Source organism: Streptomyces sp. NPDC088252, from assembly GCF_044740965.1.
Classification (GTDB): Bacteria; Actinomycetota; Actinomycetes; order Streptomycetales; family Streptomycetaceae; genus Streptomyces.
The window spans coordinates 206436-222344 of the sequence record NZ_JBIURS010000001.1 but is presented as its reverse complement, the minus strand read 5'-3'; the positions used below and the strand labels follow the sequence as shown (position 1 = coordinate 222344).

At 71.0% G+C, this 15909-nt stretch carries 14 protein-coding genes and 2 tRNA genes; 4 read left to right on the top strand and 12 right to left on the bottom strand.

Annotated features, from left to right (window positions below; all coding sequences use genetic code 11):
* Positions 1–12: 12 nt before the first annotated feature.
* The 3 genes from ACIOHC_RS01015 (at position 13) to ACIOHC_RS01005 (ending at position 2686) form a co-directional block, all read left to right on the top strand.
* Positions 13–771: an IclR family transcriptional regulator C-terminal domain-containing protein gene (locus ACIOHC_RS01015; RefSeq protein ID WP_351073294.1), complete on the top strand. Its 759-nt coding sequence runs from the start codon at positions 13–15 to the stop codon at positions 769–771.
* 190 nt (positions 772–961) lie between these two features.
* A tRNA-Lys gene (locus ACIOHC_RS01010) sits at positions 962–1035 on the top strand.
* 130 nt (positions 1036–1165) lie between these two features.
* Positions 1166–2686, top strand: coding sequence for an MFS transporter (locus ACIOHC_RS01005; protein WP_351073296.1), 1521 nt, complete (start codon positions 1166–1168; stop codon positions 2684–2686).
* A 168-nt stretch (positions 2687–2854) separates the two neighbouring features.
* Here the strand turns inward: ACIOHC_RS01005 and ACIOHC_RS01000 are convergent, their stop codons facing one another.
* From ACIOHC_RS01000 to ACIOHC_RS00990, 3 genes are all read right to left on the bottom strand, one after another.
* Complete coding sequence (locus ACIOHC_RS01000; RefSeq protein WP_351073298.1) at positions 2855–3445, bottom strand: lytic polysaccharide monooxygenase auxiliary activity family 9 protein; 591 nt, start codon at positions 3443–3445, stop codon at positions 2855–2857.
* A gap of 157 nt (positions 3446–3602) precedes the next feature.
* Positions 3603–5345 carry an SPFH domain-containing protein gene (locus ACIOHC_RS00995; RefSeq protein ID WP_365692400.1) on the bottom strand — a complete coding sequence of 581 codons (1743 nt, stop codon included), beginning with the start codon at positions 5343–5345 and terminating at the stop codon, positions 3603–3605.
* A 32-nt stretch (positions 5346–5377) separates the two neighbouring features.
* Entirely contained in the window at positions 5378–6757 is a 1380-nt protein-coding gene (locus tag ACIOHC_RS00990; RefSeq protein WP_365692401.1) for a peptidoglycan-binding protein, read from the bottom strand.
* A gap of 184 nt (positions 6758–6941) precedes the next feature.
* On the opposite strand from ACIOHC_RS00990, the gene ACIOHC_RS00985 reads away from it, so the two are divergent.
* Positions 6942–7015, top strand: a tRNA-Lys gene (locus tag ACIOHC_RS00985).
* Positions 7016–7577: 562 nt separating this feature from the next.
* Here ACIOHC_RS00985 and ACIOHC_RS00980 read toward each other — a convergent pair.
* From ACIOHC_RS00980 to ACIOHC_RS00940, 9 genes are all read right to left on the bottom strand, one after another.
* On the bottom strand, positions 7578–8261 hold the full coding sequence (locus tag ACIOHC_RS00980; protein WP_351073303.1) for a class F sortase: 684 nt from the start codon (positions 8259–8261) through the stop codon (positions 7578–7580).
* A 1-nt stretch (position 8262) separates the two neighbouring features.
* Entirely contained in the window at positions 8263–8832 is a 570-nt protein-coding gene (locus ACIOHC_RS00975; RefSeq protein ID WP_365692403.1) for a hypothetical protein, read from the bottom strand.
* Positions 8833–8958: 126 nt separating this feature from the next.
* Positions 8959–9747 carry an HAD-IIA family hydrolase gene (locus tag ACIOHC_RS00970; protein ID WP_351073306.1) on the bottom strand — a complete coding sequence of 263 codons (789 nt, stop codon included), beginning with the start codon at positions 9745–9747 and terminating at the stop codon, positions 8959–8961.
* 251 nt (positions 9748–9998) lie between these two features.
* Positions 9999–11060: a 2-aminoethylphosphonate ABC transporter substrate-binding protein gene (locus tag ACIOHC_RS00965; protein WP_401840835.1), complete on the bottom strand. Its 1062-nt coding sequence runs from the start codon at positions 11058–11060 to the stop codon at positions 9999–10001.
* Positions 11061–11124: 64 nt separating this feature from the next.
* Entirely contained in the window at positions 11125–11922 is a 798-nt protein-coding gene (locus tag ACIOHC_RS00960; protein ID WP_351073310.1) for an ABC transporter permease subunit, read from the bottom strand.
* Positions 11909–12868 (bottom strand): 2-aminoethylphosphonate ABC transporter permease subunit, encoded by a 960-nt coding sequence (locus tag ACIOHC_RS00955; protein WP_389635887.1) that lies wholly within the window; start codon positions 12866–12868, stop codon positions 11909–11911. The genes ACIOHC_RS00960 and ACIOHC_RS00955 overlap by 14 nt, the downstream gene beginning before the upstream one ends.
* A complete protein-coding gene (locus tag ACIOHC_RS00950) occupies positions 12861–13961 on the bottom strand; it encodes an ABC transporter ATP-binding protein (RefSeq protein ID WP_389635889.1) in 1101 nt (366 codons plus the stop codon). Before ACIOHC_RS00950 ends, ACIOHC_RS00955 begins: the two co-directional genes overlap by 8 nt.
* Positions 13958–14683 carry a phosphonatase-like hydrolase gene (locus ACIOHC_RS00945; protein ID WP_351073316.1) on the bottom strand — a complete coding sequence of 242 codons (726 nt, stop codon included), beginning with the start codon at positions 14681–14683 and terminating at the stop codon, positions 13958–13960. Before ACIOHC_RS00945 ends, ACIOHC_RS00950 begins: the two co-directional genes overlap by 4 nt.
* Positions 14680–15804 (bottom strand): TIGR03364 family FAD-dependent oxidoreductase, encoded by a 1125-nt coding sequence (locus ACIOHC_RS00940; protein ID WP_401840830.1) that lies wholly within the window; start codon positions 15802–15804, stop codon positions 14680–14682. Before ACIOHC_RS00940 ends, ACIOHC_RS00945 begins: the two co-directional genes overlap by 4 nt.
* Positions 15805–15909: the final 105 nt, after the last annotated feature.

Genomic DNA, 15909 nt, shown 5'->3' with positions numbered 1-15909 from the left:
TGGGGGGAAACCGTGACGTTGAAGCCCGAACCGACCGCACCGTTCCATTCGGTGCAGTACGCCCTTCGTGTTCTCGAAACGGTCTCCAAGCACGGCAACGGTGTGACGGACACCCAGATCTCCCGGGAGACGGGGCTGCCGCTCGGGCACCTCACCTCCCTGCTGCTGACGCTGCGCCGCGAAGGGTACGTCGAGCAGATCACCGACGGCGCCTACGTCATCGGCTCCTCGCTGCTGCTCCTGGGTTCCGGCGCGGCCCGTAGACAGGCACTGGAGACCAAGCTCCAGGGGATGCTGGCACAGCTGCGCGATTCGGTCGGCGCTGCGGTCTACATCAGCCGGTACGTCGACGGCGAGATCCGCGTCACGCAGTACGCCGACGGTCCCCGCACCCCCGCCGTGAACGAATGGGTGGACTTCCGCTCCTCCGCGCACGCGTCGGCGGTCGGCAAGTGCCTGCTGGCCCAGCTCGACCGGAACGGCCGCCGCGACCATCTCTCGCGCCACAAGACGGCCCGGCTCACCTCACGGACGATCACCAACGAGAAGGTCCTCTTCTCCAAGCTGGACAGCCAGCCGGCCACGGTCCCGGTGCTCGACATCCAGGAGTACGCGGTCGGCACGGTGTGCGCGGCGGTGCCGCTCACGGCCGGCTCGTCGGCGGGATGCCTGGCACTGTCGCTGCCGATCGAGGACGCGCATCGCCTGCGCGCGGCGGCGGACACGCTCAACCGTCGGGCGGCGCCCGTGCTCCTGTCGCTGGCGCTCTGACGCCGCGCGGGGCATCCCGGGGCGGCCTCGCCCCCAGGGAGCGGAGAGGTTCGATGCCGCTCCGGCCGACTCGGCCTTCCCGGATCGAACCGGTTCGGACCGTCCCATCCGGTTTCGTCCGGCTCTGCCCTCATTCATTCCCGGTGTCATCAGTACCCCTCGGGAGCAGGTACTATTTTCCTGTCAGCAGGCGCCGCTAGCTCAGTTGGTTAGAGCAGCTGACTCTTAATCAGCGGGTCCGGGGTTCGAGTCCCTGGCGGCGCACAGACAACGCACTGGGCGGTTCACGTACACACGTGAACCGCCCAGTGCGTTTTTGCTGCCCAAGGTAATGAACGAACGTCTTACACAATCGTGCTAGACAATCGTATTACACGTCCGTATATTCCCAGGCATGACGAAAGCCACGAGCACCACCGCCGCGCGCGGCGACCTCGCCGGTCGCCGGGAATGGACCGCCTTCGTGGTCCTCCTGCTCCCCCTCCTCCTCGTCTCGATGGACGTCTCCGTCCTCTTCTTCGCGATCCCGTCCATCGACCGGGACCTCGCACCCAGCGCCACTCAACAGCTCTGGATCTTCGATGTGTACGCCTTCGCCCTGGCCGGCCTGCTCATCACGATGGGCTCGCTCGGCGACCGGATCGGCCGCCGCAAGCTGCTGCTCCTCGGCGCGTTCGCGTTCAGTGCCGCGTCCGTCGTCGCCGCGTACTCCACCAGTCCCGAGATGCTGATCGCGGCCCGCGCCGTGCTCGGGATCGGCGGTGCGACGCTGATGCCGTCGACGATGGGGCTCGTGCGGAGCATGTTCCGCGACGAGCGGCAGCGGGGCCGGGCCATCGGCATCTGGTCGGGTGCCATGGCCGGCGGGATCGCGCTCGGCTCGGTGCTCAGCGGTGTCATGCTGGAGCACTTCTGGTGGGGCTCGGTCTTTCTGATCAATGTGCCGGCGATGGTGCTGCTGCTGGTCCTGGTGCCGGTGCTGGTTCCGGAGTCCAAGGACCCGAACCCCGGCCGGTTCGACTTCCTGAGCGTGCCGCTGTCGATGGGCGCCGTGCTGCCCGTCGTCTACGGGGTCAAGGAGAGCGCCGCCCACGGGTTCGACGTGCCGCGCGGGCTGTTCATCGCCGCCGGGCTCCTCGTCGGGTGGCTCTTCGTCCGCCGTCAGCGCGGTCGCGGCGACGCGATGATCGGCCGGGAGCTGTTCCGGGACCGCGGCTTCGCGGCGGGCATCGGGCTGAACGCACTGGCCACGTTCGCCATGATGGGCTCCTCGTTCTTCACCACGCAGTATCTGCAGTCGGTCCTCGGCATGGGCACGATGGAGGCCGCGCTGTGGAGCCTGGCCCCGTCCTTGGCGGTGGGAGCCGCGGCCCCGACGGCCACGGCGATCGCCCAGCGGACCGACCGCACGCGTGTCATCTGCGCCGGTTTCGTGATCGCCGCCGCCGGTTTCTCCGTCCTCGCCCTGACCGGTACGGACTCGCTGTGGCTGCTGCTGGGCGGTTGCGCCGTGATGAGCTGCGGCATCGTCACCGTGATGGCGCTCGTCTCGGATCTGGCGCTGTCCACCGCCCCGCCCGCGAGGGCCAGTTCGGCGGCCTCGCTGCTGGAGACCGGCCAGGAGTTCGGCGGCGCGATGGGCATGGCCCTGCTGGGTGCGGTGGCCACGGCGGTCTACACCGCGGAGATGCCGGGCTCGGCACCGGAGGCCGCCCGCAAGACGCTGCCGGGTGCGGTGGCCACGGGAGACGATTCGCTGATCTCCGTCGGGCGGGAGGCGTTCGTGCACAGCATGCAGTACGCCTCGGTGGCGGGGGCCGCCCTGCTGCTGGTGGGGGCGGTGCTGGCCGTGACGCTGCTGCGGCGGCAGAACACCGCACCGGCGAGCCGGGACGAACTGGCCCTGACGAGTTAGGGGCTCTCATGTGAATCGGGTGGATCGGGTGGGTCGGCCCGGATCGGGGCGCGGCGCCCGGGCAACCGGTGCCCCTCACCGGTCCCGGTCAGCGGCAGCCCCCGGGTGGGGCGCAGCGGGGCGGGCCCGGGTGGGGCCGCCCCGCTCCGCACGGACGTCGACTATGCGTCAGAACTGCACATCGGAGCAGGCGTAGAACGCGTTGGCCGTGTCGGCGATGTTCCAGACGCTCAGGATGATGTGCTTCCCGGTCTTCTGGGTGGGGATGGTGCCCTGCTGGGTCAGGGTCGCCGGGGGCTGCTTGCCGCCGTACGGCACCGTCATGAAGGGCTGCGGCTCCAGGTCGGCCCTGGTGAGCGGCTTGGTGGGGTCCCAGCCGTCCTTGGTGATGTAGTAGCGGAAGTCCGTCGTGGCGTGGCGTGCGGTGAACTGCCAGCGGAAGCTGAAGCCCTGCCCGGCCGTGACGGCGGTGGCCGGCCAGTTGCCACCGCGCGGGTCGTCGAGCTGGGCGAACTCGGAGTGACCGCCGGAGCAGATCTTGCCGTCGGCCGGACCCGCGGCCGGGAAGCCCTTGGGGCCCTCGACGCTCTGCGGCTCCCACTGGATGTTGCCGCAGCCCGTCACCGTGCCGTTGGCACAGAGCTTCTGACGGCTGATGGGGTTGTCGGTGTAGCCGTGGCTGCCGGCGCTGCTCGTCGCGAACATCGAGACGGCCGCCACCGCCAGGCCGACTACGGCCGCGCTTGCCCGTTTACGCATTGCTGTCGCTCCTCAAGAACGTGGGGGAGGTTCCATGAGCCCTGCTGCGCGCGTGTTGCGGTCTAGACCAAGCCTTAGATTATTGACGGGATATGAACATGTCCAGACCAATGGGAGTTGGATTCCGCTTCGCCTCCCGAGCGCCCCCACGAGGCCCTCAGGCCCCCTCCCCGCCACTGCGTCCGGTGTAGAAGGCCACCGTCAAGTCCCTGACCAGTGACTTCCGTTCGTAGTCGTCCAGCTCCACGATCCCCCTCGCGGTCAGCCGGTTGACAGTGTCGTCGACCGCGTCGACCACCGAAGTCAGCACGCTGTCACGGTGCTTGGCGTCGATGGCGGCGATCCTGCGCCGCTGCATGGCCGCGGCGACCTCGGGCGCGTACTCGATGCCGGTCGGCTGCGCCGAGTACACCTCGATGCCGACGGGTTCGCAGTCGGCCTTGAGCATGCGGGTCAGCGCGTCACCGACCGCCTCCGCGTCGCGCAGCGTGTGCGCGTCCTCGTGGAACGCGTCGGCGGGCAGTTGCGAAAGGACCCGGGCCATCGCCGCCTCGACCTGTTCGCGCAGATACGTCTCGTGGTCGGCGACCCCGAGCGTCGCCCGTACGGTGTCCCTGATCCGCCACACGACGAGGACGACGACGCGCAGCGCCGTACCGTTGGCGTCCACCGAGGGGAGCGGTTCGCTGCGCCAGTGCCGCAGACGCACGTCGACGCGGCGGCGCAGCAGCAGGGGGCTGATCCACATCAGTCCGGTCCGGCGCACGCTCCCCCGGTACTCGCCGAAGAGCGTCAGCACCCAGGCGTACCCGACCCGTCCGCGGCTCAGACCGCCGAGAGCGAAGAGCACCACCGTGACCAGCGCGGCGAGCGCCGCCCAGGCCCCGAGGCCGATTCCCTGGTACGGACGCGAGCCGATCCCGAGCCGGTCCGGCACGACGGCGGGCAGCGCGCCGACCCACCAGAGGACGGCGAACCCCGCGCCGATCCCGGCCAGTCCGGCGAGCAGCGCGACCCAGCCGGGCAGCGCGGGCCCCGGCCGCTCGGCCAGCCGGGCGTCACCGGCCGGTGCCGGCCTCGTCGACGGCCGCACCCGCGGTCCCCTCGGCGCGGGCGGTCGCCGCACCCGCACCGCCGGGCCGCCGCCGTCGGCTCCCCCGGGCAGCGCACCGGCGGGGAGCGCGGCGGCGTCGGTGTGTGCGGAGTCCTCGCGAAAGAGCAGGTGCACGGGAATGGACGCGGTCCGCTCACCGGCGATGACGGCGTGGTGCCGCCCGGCGCCCCACGGGCTGCCGCCGGACCGCTCGACCCCGTCGCCCCCGGAGACGGGGAGGGAGCCGAAGACGGTGTCGGCTGCCGCCCGGTGCCGGGAGGAGGGGGACGGGAACGGGGTGTCGGAACCGGGCCCGGTGCGGTGCCCGGCCAAGGCCGGCACGGGCGCGGGGCCCGGCACCGAGTCCTCGACGGCCGCGCCGGCCGAAGCCGCGGCCGGGACAGGTGCGGCACCCACGGCCGGGACAGGTGCGGCACCCACGGCCGGGACAGGTGCGGCACCCGCGGCCGGGACAGGTGCGGCACCCATGGCCGGGACCGACACGGCGGCCGAGGCCGCGCCGAGCGTCGCGGAGTCCACGGACTTCCTCGGCACCAGGTCCAGCACGAGGTCGACCACGGAGTCCGGATCCGCGCCCGACTCCACGTCCCGGGCGGAACCCGGCCCCGGGCCCGCACCGGCCGCCCGGTCGGGAGCCGCCTCCGCCTCCGCCCCCGGAGCCGTATCCGGCCCCCCGCCCGCTCCCGGAACCGGAGCCGTGCCCGGCCTCCCGTCGACCCCCTGCTCCTCTTCCCGTCCCCTCCCGTCCTGCGGGGTTCCGGACCTGTCCGACACCGTGGATCCCATTCCCGCCTCCGTCATGCATGTCCGCCGTCGTGTCACGCGAAGAGTCGCCGCCAGGTCTCCGGACCGGGGTAGCCGTCGGCCGCTCCGCCCCGCCAGCCCTGGGCCCGCTGGAATGCCTCGACATTGCGCCGGTCCGCCTCGGTCCAGCGGGGCCCCGGTCCCGACCGGTAGTACGTGCCGTATCCCTTCTTCACCAACTGCTTGCCGAGCCTGTCGACATGGCTGTTGGACTGGCCGGGCCGAAAGTGGCCACGGCCCGGGAACGTCGAATCAGGGTTCGAACCCCCCTGAGCGTCTCCACTTCCGGTGGGGACGTCACGACCGGTTCCACCGATCAGCAACCGCCAGGTGTCGGGGCCGGGGATCCCGTCCGCCTCCTTGCCCTTCCAGCCCTGGGCCTTCTGGAAGGCCCGCGTCGCGAGCCGGTCGGCGTCGCCCCAGACCGGGCCGGGACCGACCTTGTAGAAACGTTTGCCGCCCCGCTCCACGAGCATCTTGCCGAGCCGGGTGACGTACTCGTTGCTCGCTCCGGGACCGAACTTCCCGGCGCCCGGGAACTCCGTCGACGACGACGGACCGCTGCCTCCGCTGCCGCTCCCGCTGCTGAGCCCCTTGTACCGGTAGGCGACGTACTTGCCGGAGTTGGTCCAGTACGCCATGGGCGTCGTCTGTTTGCGGGTGTGCGGCTTCGTCTGCTCGTACGCCGTGTAGTGGGTGTGCGTGTAGTCGGTCCAGCCGCCGAAGATCGTGACGTGCGAGCCCTTCGCGGGGTCTGCCGGATTGTGGAAGAGCAGGATGTCGCCCGGCTGCAGATCCTTCCGCGCGATCCGTTGCCCGAACTTGGCGAGGCTGCCGGTCCACTCGTTGCCGGGCAGGTTCCAGGCCATCGACACATAGCCGGAGCAGTCCTGCCGGTATCCGTCGGACCAGTACTTGTTCATACTGTACGGAACCTGCGCGGCCACCCACTTCTTCGCGCGGTTGATGATCGCGGCCCTGCTGGTCCTGGGCAGCGTGCTGCCCGTGGACGAGGGCGGGCCCGAGGCCCCCGCGCCCTTCAGCGGTCCGGGCCTGCCCTGCGGGCTGTCCGGATCCCCGTCGGCCCGGGCGAGCGGGTCGCCCTCGTCGGCCGGGTCCGCCGGAGCCGTCGACGCCGTCGTCCCGTCCGTCCGGGCGGCTCCGGCCGACTCCACCGGCCGGTCGCCCGGCGCGCTCGCCGCCTCCGCAGCGCCGGTGCTCAGCACCACGCCGGCCGCGGTGACCAGCACCAGCGCACGGCGCGCGCCATGTGCGGCCGGATGACCTCCGTACCGCACGGGCAAGGCACCGGCGGCAGTTCGCCGTTGCGCGGCGCAGCCCGCACAGACGCAGTCGATGTCGGGCACGTACTCCTCGAAAGCCGGCACAGTCATGCGATTCCCCTCCGCACTCGTCAAGATCTTTGGGCGCATCTGCACGGGCGTCAGTGTCTCAACTCTCCTGACATAATGCATTTTGACGGACAGAAGAGAAAAAACGACCATCCGACAGGCCGTGAGGGGCTGGAAATGGTCAGGAGCACGCCCCACCTTCGGGTAGAGTTCTCCAGGTCAGCAGGCGCCGCTAGCTCAGTTGGTTAGAGCAGCTGACTCTTAATCAGCGGGTCCGGGGTTCGAGTCCCTGGCGGCGCACGCAAAGTCAAGACCCCCTCACTACGTGTGAGGGGGTCTTGCTCGTTTCCGAAGAAGGCCTCCACATCGCCGCCTTCGCGGGTATCACGTAACCACCACGCAGCCGACGCGCGGTCGCGCACAGTCGGCCCGCCGCGGACACACGGTCACCCTCCCGTCACGCAGCGGCTCGGTCTCCTCCGCCACAGGAGGGCCCGCACCACGCGCGGACCGAGGACGGCAACCACAGCTCGGCGAGGGCCCGACGGCGTGGGCGGATCCCTTCACCCGGCAGCCCCGCCGGCCGCGGGGACGTACGAGACGACCGCGAGCAGTACCGGAAGGAGTTCTTCCCGCCCCCCGCGGGCAAGCTCCTCGACTGTCACCGAGTTGATCACCTCTACCCGGCGTCCGCCCTGAACTGGACTCTCGCGGCACCGAGTTGTGCTCCGACCCTGGGGACGGGTGTCTCGGGCGCGCAGATCGACCCGACGGTCGGGATGATGCTGTACGGCTGCCGTACTGTTCGCCGCGGTAAGGAAGTTGGACACATCGACGGCGAGGCCGTGCGCCGCCCACGGCCTCAGGTGCCGTCGCTCCCGCCGGACTTCCTTCCGGTCAGGTAGGCCGACACGACCACATTCGCGTCGTAGGAGTGCGATGCCCGGTCGTAGGTGCCACCGCAGGTGATCAGGCGGAGTTCCGCGCGGCCCTGCTTGCGGGGGCCGTAGGCCTTGTCGGCGTTGAAGCGTTCACGCGTGAAGACCTGGACGTCGTCGACGGTGAATTCGGCGACGCTGCCGTCCGCGCGGGTCACCTCGACCTTGGCGCCGGGGCGGGCCGCGCTCAGTCCGTAGAAGACGGCCGGCTCGGTCTCGGTGTCGACGTGGCCGACGAAGAGGGCGGGGCCCTTCGCGCCGGGCTCGGTGCCGTCGCCGTACCAGCCGACGGTCCGGGGGATGTCGAACGACGGTGGTTCGATCGCACCGTCCCCGTCCAGGCCCCGGGCGATCACGGGCGCCTCGATACCGAGCGACGGGATCTCGACCCGCTTCGGCACGGAGCCCTCGACCGGGTCGTGCGGCGGCGGCAGCGGGACGCCGAGCGGGCGTCCGACCGCGGCGATGTCGCCGGTGGTCGGGGCGGAACTGGCGCCGGAGCCGTCGGTGATGTCGCGGCCCCAGAGCCACAGGCCCATCAGCAGGACGGCCCAGGCCACTCCGGTGAGCAGTCGGCCGTGGTCCGAGGGGCGGTCCGGGGCGGACACGTCAGTCCTTGGCCGGGCGGCGACGGCGCACGCTGCGGAACACGACGACGGCGACCGCGACGGCGGCCAGGGCCAGGCCGATCACCGCGTGCACGAGGCCGGGGCCGTTCTGATGGGCGCTCTGTTCGTTGAGCAGGGCGGTGCCGCCCCCTCCGGCGCGGACCGGGGCCAGCGGCGTGGGTCTGTTCCGGTCGGCGACCGTGACCTTGCCGGACATCGTGGTGCCCCGGCCGTCCGAGCAGACGACCCGGATGTCGTGGTCGCCCGGGGAGGCGTCCGAGCTGATCCGGGCCTCGGCGGAGAGGCCCCCGTCCGTGGCGGGCGAGAACCGTGCCTCGGAGACGAAGGCGTCGGATTCGCCCTTCGCCTCCTTGCCCTCGCAGCTGTCCAGCCGCAGGTCCACCCCATCGCCCGGGGCGGCGGAGAGCGGGGTCACAGAGAGGCCGGCACGACTGCCGGTGCCCGTCCCCGGGCCGGAACCGGTGCCGGAGTCGGCCAGTGCGGCGGAAGCCGGCACCATGGTCGCCGCGACCACCGCGACGGCACAGAACGTGAGGGGTATGGAACGCATCGTAAACCTCCTCAGGAAAGGTTCACGCCTGCGTCGGCATTCCGCATCCGCAGGAGCGGGGGGAACGGGGCGCGCGGGGACCGCCCCGGATCGTCCCCGCCCCTCTCCCGGCGGCGCCCGCCGGGCTCAGCCCGCGTCGATGAGGTCGACCAGGTCGGCGATGGAATCGACGACCCTGGACGGCCGGAAGGGGTACTTGTCGATATCGGGGACGGTGGTGAGACCGGTCAGGACCAGGAACGTCTGCATCCCCGCCTCCAGGCCGGCCAGCACGTCGGTGTCCATCCGGTCGCCGATCATGGCGCTGGACTCGGAGTGGGCCCCGATCGCGTTGAGCCCGGTGCGCATCATCAGCGGATTGGGCTTGCCGGCGAAGTACGGGGCCTTGCCGGTGGCCTTGGTGATGAGGGCGGCGACGGACCCGGTCGCGGGCAGCGGGCCCTCGGCGGACGGGCCGGTCTCGTCCGGGTTGGTGCAGATGAAGCGGGCGCCGCCGTTGATCAGCCGGATCGCCTTGGTGAGCGCCTCGAAGCTGTACGTACGGGTCTCGCCGAGGACCACGTAATCGGGGTCGTGGTCGGTCAGGACGTAGCCGATGTCGTGCAGAGCGGTGGTGAGCCCGGCCTCTCCGATGACGTACGCCGTGCCGCCGGGCCGCTGGTCGTCCAGGAACTGGGCGGTGGCCAGGGCGGAGGTCCAGATGTTCTCCACGGGCACGTCGAGGCCCATGCGGTCGAGGCGGGCGTGCAGGTCACGCGCGGTGTAGATCGAGTTGTTGGTGAGGACCAGGAAGGGCAACCCCGAGTCCCGCAGCCGCTTGATGAAGGCATCCGCCCCGGGGATCGGCGTCCCCTCGTGGATCAGGACTCCGTCCATGTCGGTGAGCCAGGATGAGATCGGCTTGCGCTCTGCCATGTGGGACTCCTGCCGTACGCCGTGTGCGGGGACGCCGGCGGCACCGCGTTGTGCAGCGCCGACGTCCCCGATTTTAGAGCGTCCGTTCGACCGACAGGTACTGCCGGAGCGCTCGGTGCGAGCCGGGACCTGGACCACGGCCGTCCGGTTGGATCGGCCCGGCGCGATCCGACCGGACGGACCAGACCCGTTATCCTTTCGCGACGATGTGCCGGGGCCCGGTTTCCCTGCGATGCGTCTGCGGGCCGCGGTCAGCTGCCGGTGGCCGACTTCCAGGCCCCGACGTACGTGTCCAGGTTGGTGCCGATGTCCGACCAGTCGGGCGCGAAGACCTCGACGCCGTCCATCAGCTCGGCGAGTGCGAGGGCGTTGGCGTCGGTGGCCTCGACGTCCTTGCGGGCGGAGAACCCTCCGCCGACCGCGCTGACGTCCTTCTGGGCCTGCTCGGAGAGCATGAAGTCGAGCAGCTTCCTGCCGTTGACGCTGTGCGGGGCCTTGTCGACCAGGCCGGCCGCGTACGGCAGGGCGAACGTGGTGGGCTTGCCGCCCTCCTTCGCGGGGAACCAGATCCCGAGGTCGGGCATGTCCTTGGACTGCGCGTAGTTCATCTGGACGTCGCCGTTGGCGGCGAGCAGTTCGCCCTTGTCGACCTTGGGGGCGAGCTTGCCGGTGGAGGCGGACGGGCCGACGTTGTTGGCCTGGAGCTTGTTCAGGTACGCCATCGCCGGCTCCTTGCCGCCGAAGTCGTGCATGGCCTTGATGAGGACGGCCGTGCCGTCACCGGCGACTCCGGGGGTGGAGTACTGGATCTTGTTCTTGAACCTGCCGTCGAGCAGCTCCTCCCAGGTGGTGGGTGCCGACTTCAGCTCCTTCTTGTTGTAGATGAACCCGAAGTAGTTGTTGACGACCGAGGTCCACTTGGAGTCGGACGCCTTGTCGGCGCCGTCGACCTGGTCGGAACCGGCCGGCGCGTACGCCGCCAGCAGCCCCTTGCTGTCGGCCTGCTGGATGAACGGCGGCAGCGTGACCAGCACATCGGCCTGGGTGTTGGACTTCTCGCGGACGGCGCGCTGCACCATCTCGCCGGAGCCGCCCTCCACGTACTTGACCTTGATGCCGGTCTTCTTCTCGAAGTCCTTGAAGACCTTGTCGTACCAGCCGTCGCCGTTCTCGCCCCTGAGGCCGTCGGCGCTGTAGACGGTCACGACCTTCTCGTCGGAAGCGGCCGAGGAGCCGCCGCAGGCGGAGAGGGTGGCGGCGAGGGCGAGACAGCCGCTGACGGCGGCTATGGGCTTGAGGTGGTTCTTGCGCATGGCAGTCGTATCTCCTGGAAGTCGGCCGGGAGCCGGCCGGAGTCAGTACGGGGGTGTCGGCGGATCAGCGGAACGAGGCCCTGGTGCGGATCCGGGAGACGCCGAGCAGCACGAGCAGCGTCGTTCCCATCAGGACCACGGCGACGGCCGCTCCGGTGAAGAGCGAGCCGCGGTCGGTGGCCGCGAAGATCCGCACCGGGAGCGGTGTCCAGTCCGGCGGGTAGAGCATCATCGTGGCGCTCAGCTCACCCATGGACAGTGCGAAGCAGAGCCCCGCCGCCGCCGTGAGGGACGGCAGCAGGAGCGGCAGCTTGATGCGCCACAGGACGTACGAGGGCCGGGCGCCGAGACTGGCCGCCGCCTGTTCGTACATCGGGTCGAGACGCACTGTCGCCGCCGAAACCGACGAATAGGCGAACGCCGTGACAAGAATCGTGTGCGCCAGGATCACGATCCAGCTCGTCCCGTTCAGCAGCATCGGCGGTCTGCTGAAGGCGACGAGCACGGCGAGGCCCACGACGACGGACGGCACGGCGACCGGCAGCATGAACAGCGCGTCAAGGAACCTCCTGCCGCGGCTGCGCAGCGAGGCGGCGGCCAGGGCGGCCCAGGAACCGACGGTGAGGGCGAGCAGACTGGCGCTGACGGCGGTGATCAGGCTGGTGGTCAGGGCCTGCAGGGAGTCGCCGCCGGTCGCGGCCGCGTAATGCCCGGTGGTCGGCCCCGAGGGGAAGGCGCCGGACCAGTTGGTGGTGAACGACGCGGCGAGGATGACCAGCAGCGGCACCGCGAACAGGGGGACGAAGAGCACGAAGAACACGGCCCGGGCGGCCCACTTCCCCGTACGGCTATGCACCAACACGGCGGCTCACCATCCGATACAGGCTGTAGAGACCCACGGAGATCGCGATGTTGACGACTGCGACGACACAGGCTGCCGGGTAGTCGGACTCCAGGATCGCCTTGCTGTAGACGAGCATCGGCAGGGTCGTGACCCCTTTCGCGCCGGTGAACAGCACGATGCCGAACTCGTTGAGACACATCACGAGGACGAGGCTGCCGCCCGCTGCGAGCGCGGGAACCGCCTCGGGGAGGATCACCTGCCGCACGATCCGGGCCGGCTTCGCGCCCAGCGAGGAAGCCGCCTCCAGCTGCGCGCTGTCGAGCTGGGAGAACGCGGCGAGCAGGGGGCGCATCACGAACGGGGTGAAGTAGGTGATCTCGGCGAGCAGGACACCCCACGGAGTGGTGACGAAGTCGAAGGGGCCGCTCGACGCCCCGGTGACGTCCGTCCAGAGGCCGTTGGCCATGCCGACGCTGCCGTAGATGAACAGCAGGGCGAGCGTGATCAGGAACGACGGGAAGGAGAGGAAGACGTCGATGAACTTGGCGACCGCCTTGCCGCCGGGGAACGGCACGAACGCGATGACCATGGCCAGGACGAAGCCCAGCACCAGGCATCCGACGGTCGAGCCGGCCGCCAGCCAGACGGTGGTCGTCAGCGCGGAGCGGAACGACTCGGAGGCGAACACCTCGCCGTACGGGGCGAGCGAGGTGCCGCCCTCGTCCGGGCTGAAGGACTGCTGGACGACGAGGGCCAGCGGGTAGAGGAAGACGAGCGCGAGGACGGCGACGGGCGGCAGCGCCCAGACGAAGCGGGGGATGCGGCGGGCCTCGCGGGCCGGGGCCTGCGGGCCGGCCGCCGGGGGCGTCGCCCCGGACGGGCCGGTCCCACCGCCGCCGGTGCGCTGACGGGGCGTCTTCGCCGCCGTGATACCGGGCGTGACGGGGTGCGCGGTGCTAGCCATCGGCCCCTCCCCCGGCTCCCGGCGCCGCGCCCACGGGGAGCAGTACCGCGTCCTCGGCCGCGAAGTGCAGCGTGACCTCGTCACCGAGCGCCGGGGTCTCGCGCAGTTCGCGGAGGTCCGCCTTGACCCGGTGCCCGTCGATGTCGACGTACAGCCGGTGCGTGGAGCCCCGCCACTGGACCTCGGCGATGGTGCCGCTCAGGGCGTTGGGCCCGTCGCCGAGCCCGACCAGGTGGGGCCGGACGCACAGCGTGGCGGTGGCACCGCCGGGCACTTCGCCGGTCGCTACGTCGAGTGCGCGCCCCGCGAAGTCGACGGTGTCGGCGCCGTCGGCGACGGTGACCGGCAGCAGATTGGCGTTGCCGACGAACGACGCCGTGAACTCGGTACGCGGACGGCGGTACAGCTCCTGCGGGGTGCCGCAGTCCTGCAGCCGCGCCTTGTCCATGACCGCGATCCGGTCGGCGAGGGTGAGCGCCTCCACCTGGTCGTGGGTGACGTACAGGATGGAGACGTCCGGCAGCTCCCGGTGCAGTCGCGCCAGTTCGGCGAGCATTCCGGAGCGCAGCTGGGCGTCGAGCGCGGAGAGCGGCTCGTCCAGCAGGAGAACGCCGGGGCGGATGGCCAGCGCGCGGGCGATGGCGACGCGCTGCTGCTGGCCGCCGGAGAGTTCGCGCGGGTAGCGCTCGGCGTAGCCGGCCATGCCGACGAGTTCGAGTGCCTCGGCGACCCGCTCGGGGATCTCCGCCTTGGCGACCTTGCGGGCCTTGAGCCCGAAGGCGACGTTGTCCCGGACGCGCATGTGCGGGAAGAGGGCGTACTGCTGGACGACCATGCCGATGCCGCGCCTGTGCGGCGGCAGGCCGGTGACGTCGCGGTCGCCGAGGTACACCCGGCCGGAGACGGGCTGGACGAATCCGGCGACGGCGCGCAGGGCGGTGGTCTTGCCCGACCCGGAGGGGCCGAGCAGTGCCATGACCTCGCCGGGTTCGACGGTCAGATCGAGCCGGTCGAGGACGGTGTTCCCGCCGTACGCGACGCTGACCCGGTCGAACCTGATGCCGCTGCGGACGGTGTCGGCCCCGCCCGTCATGCCTCTGCCCGCGCGATCAGGTCCGGGAGCTCGGCGACCGAGCCGAGCACATGTGTGGCGCCGTGACGGGTCAACCGGTCCTTGTCGTGGGCGCCGGTGAGCACGCCCGCGACGATCCCGGCCCCGGAGCGCACACCGCTGAGCATGTCGTACGAGGTGTCGCCCGCGACCACGATCCGCTGGACACCGTCGACGGCGCCGGTGCGCAGGAACGCGGCGAGGACCATGTCGGGGCAGGGGCGGCCGCGACCGCCCGCGTCGGCCGGGCAGAGGGTCAGGGCGACCAGGTCCTGCCAGCCGAGCGCGGCCAGGATGGCGTCCTGGGTGGTGCGGGCGAATCCGGTGGACAGGACCACGGTCCGGCCCTCGGCCTTGAGCCTTTCGATGGCCTCGCGGGCGCCCGGTACCGGCGCGATCCGGCCGCCGTCCACCAGCTCCCCGTACGCCTCCTCGAAGGCGGTGTTGGCCCGCTGGGCCCGGTCCTCGTCGCCGAAGAGGTGACGGAAGACGGAGATCTTGGACTCGCCCATGGTGGCGCGCACGTAGTCCAGCTTCTTCGTGTGGTCGGCGGAGCCCGGCTCCACGCCGAGGCGCTCGGCCGCGACGGAGAACGCCTGCTCGACGAGGCCGCCGTCGGCGACGGTGGTGCCGGCCATGTCGAGGACGATCAGGTTCAGCCGGTCAGTGGTGTTCGACGTGTCGGTGTTGCTCAACTTCTTCACCAGCCCAGCTCGTTGGCGGTCGTTTCGGCGATGGCGGGCGAGCAGGTCATGCCGCGCCCGCCCGGACCGGTGACCAGCCAGACGCCGTCCCGCACCTGCCGGCGGTGGACGACACGGCTGGTGTCGGTGCACTGGGCGTAGACGCCGGCCCAGCGGTGGCGGATCCTCGGCAGCGGGCGGCCGAGGAAGGACTCGACGACTCCGGTGAGGTGCTCGTACGGCTCCTCGACGGTGTCGAAGGAGAAGGGGTGCTCGTACTCGTGGGTGTCGCCGATGGTCAGCCCGCCGTCGCGGCGCTGGACCATCAGGAGCTGCATCCCGTGCTGTGCGGCGGTGGGCGCCTGCGCCTGTTCGGCGTCGAGGGTGTCCAGCGCCTCGCTGCGGTACGCCGGGTAGTAGCGGAAGCTGTCGGCATCGGCGACGGAGGTGGTGAGCCGCTCACCGAGCGGGTCGGTCTGCATCATCTGGAGCCGGACGCGGCGCACCGGCAGATCGGGGCCGGCCAGTTCGCGCACGAGTCCGCCGAGCCAGGCTCCGGTGGCCAGGATCACGGCGTCACCGGTGTGGACATCGCCGTGGTCGTCGCGGACGGAGGCGGTGCCCACCACCTCCCGGACCTCGCGCCCGCCGAGGTACGTATACCGGCCCGACTTCAACAGCTCTCGCTTGAGGGCCAGTTGGGCGGTGCGCGGCTCGACCGCGGCGTCCCGCTCGCACCACAGGGCGGCGGTGAATCCGCCGCGCAGCGCGGGGTTGATCGCACGGGCCTCGTCGGCGGTGAGCAGCTTGTAGCCGCGGGCCGCCGCGTCGGGGCGGGCGACGGCCGCCTCGGCGACGGCGATCTCCAGCCCGGTGCGGAGCGGGGTGAGCGAGCCGCAGGCCCGGAAGCCGAGATCGGGGACCCGGTCCCCGATGCCCTCCCACAGCTCACGGGCGCGCAGCGCGGTCTCCAGCTCCTCGCCACCGGCCCGGCCGCTGACCCATATCTGTCCGAAATTGCGGAGCGATGCCCCGCGCGCCTCGCTCTCTCGCTCGATCTGTACGACCTCGTGGCCGCGGTTCACTCCGTGCCAGGCGTGCATGGATCCCACCACGCCGGCTCCTACGACGATGACTCTCACGGCGGCCACGCTCCTCGGGGCCGGTGACCCGTACGGATCGCCACGGCAACGGGACGGTGAACTGGGCCCCAAACTTGGACTAGACCCGTTACATTCTCGTGATAA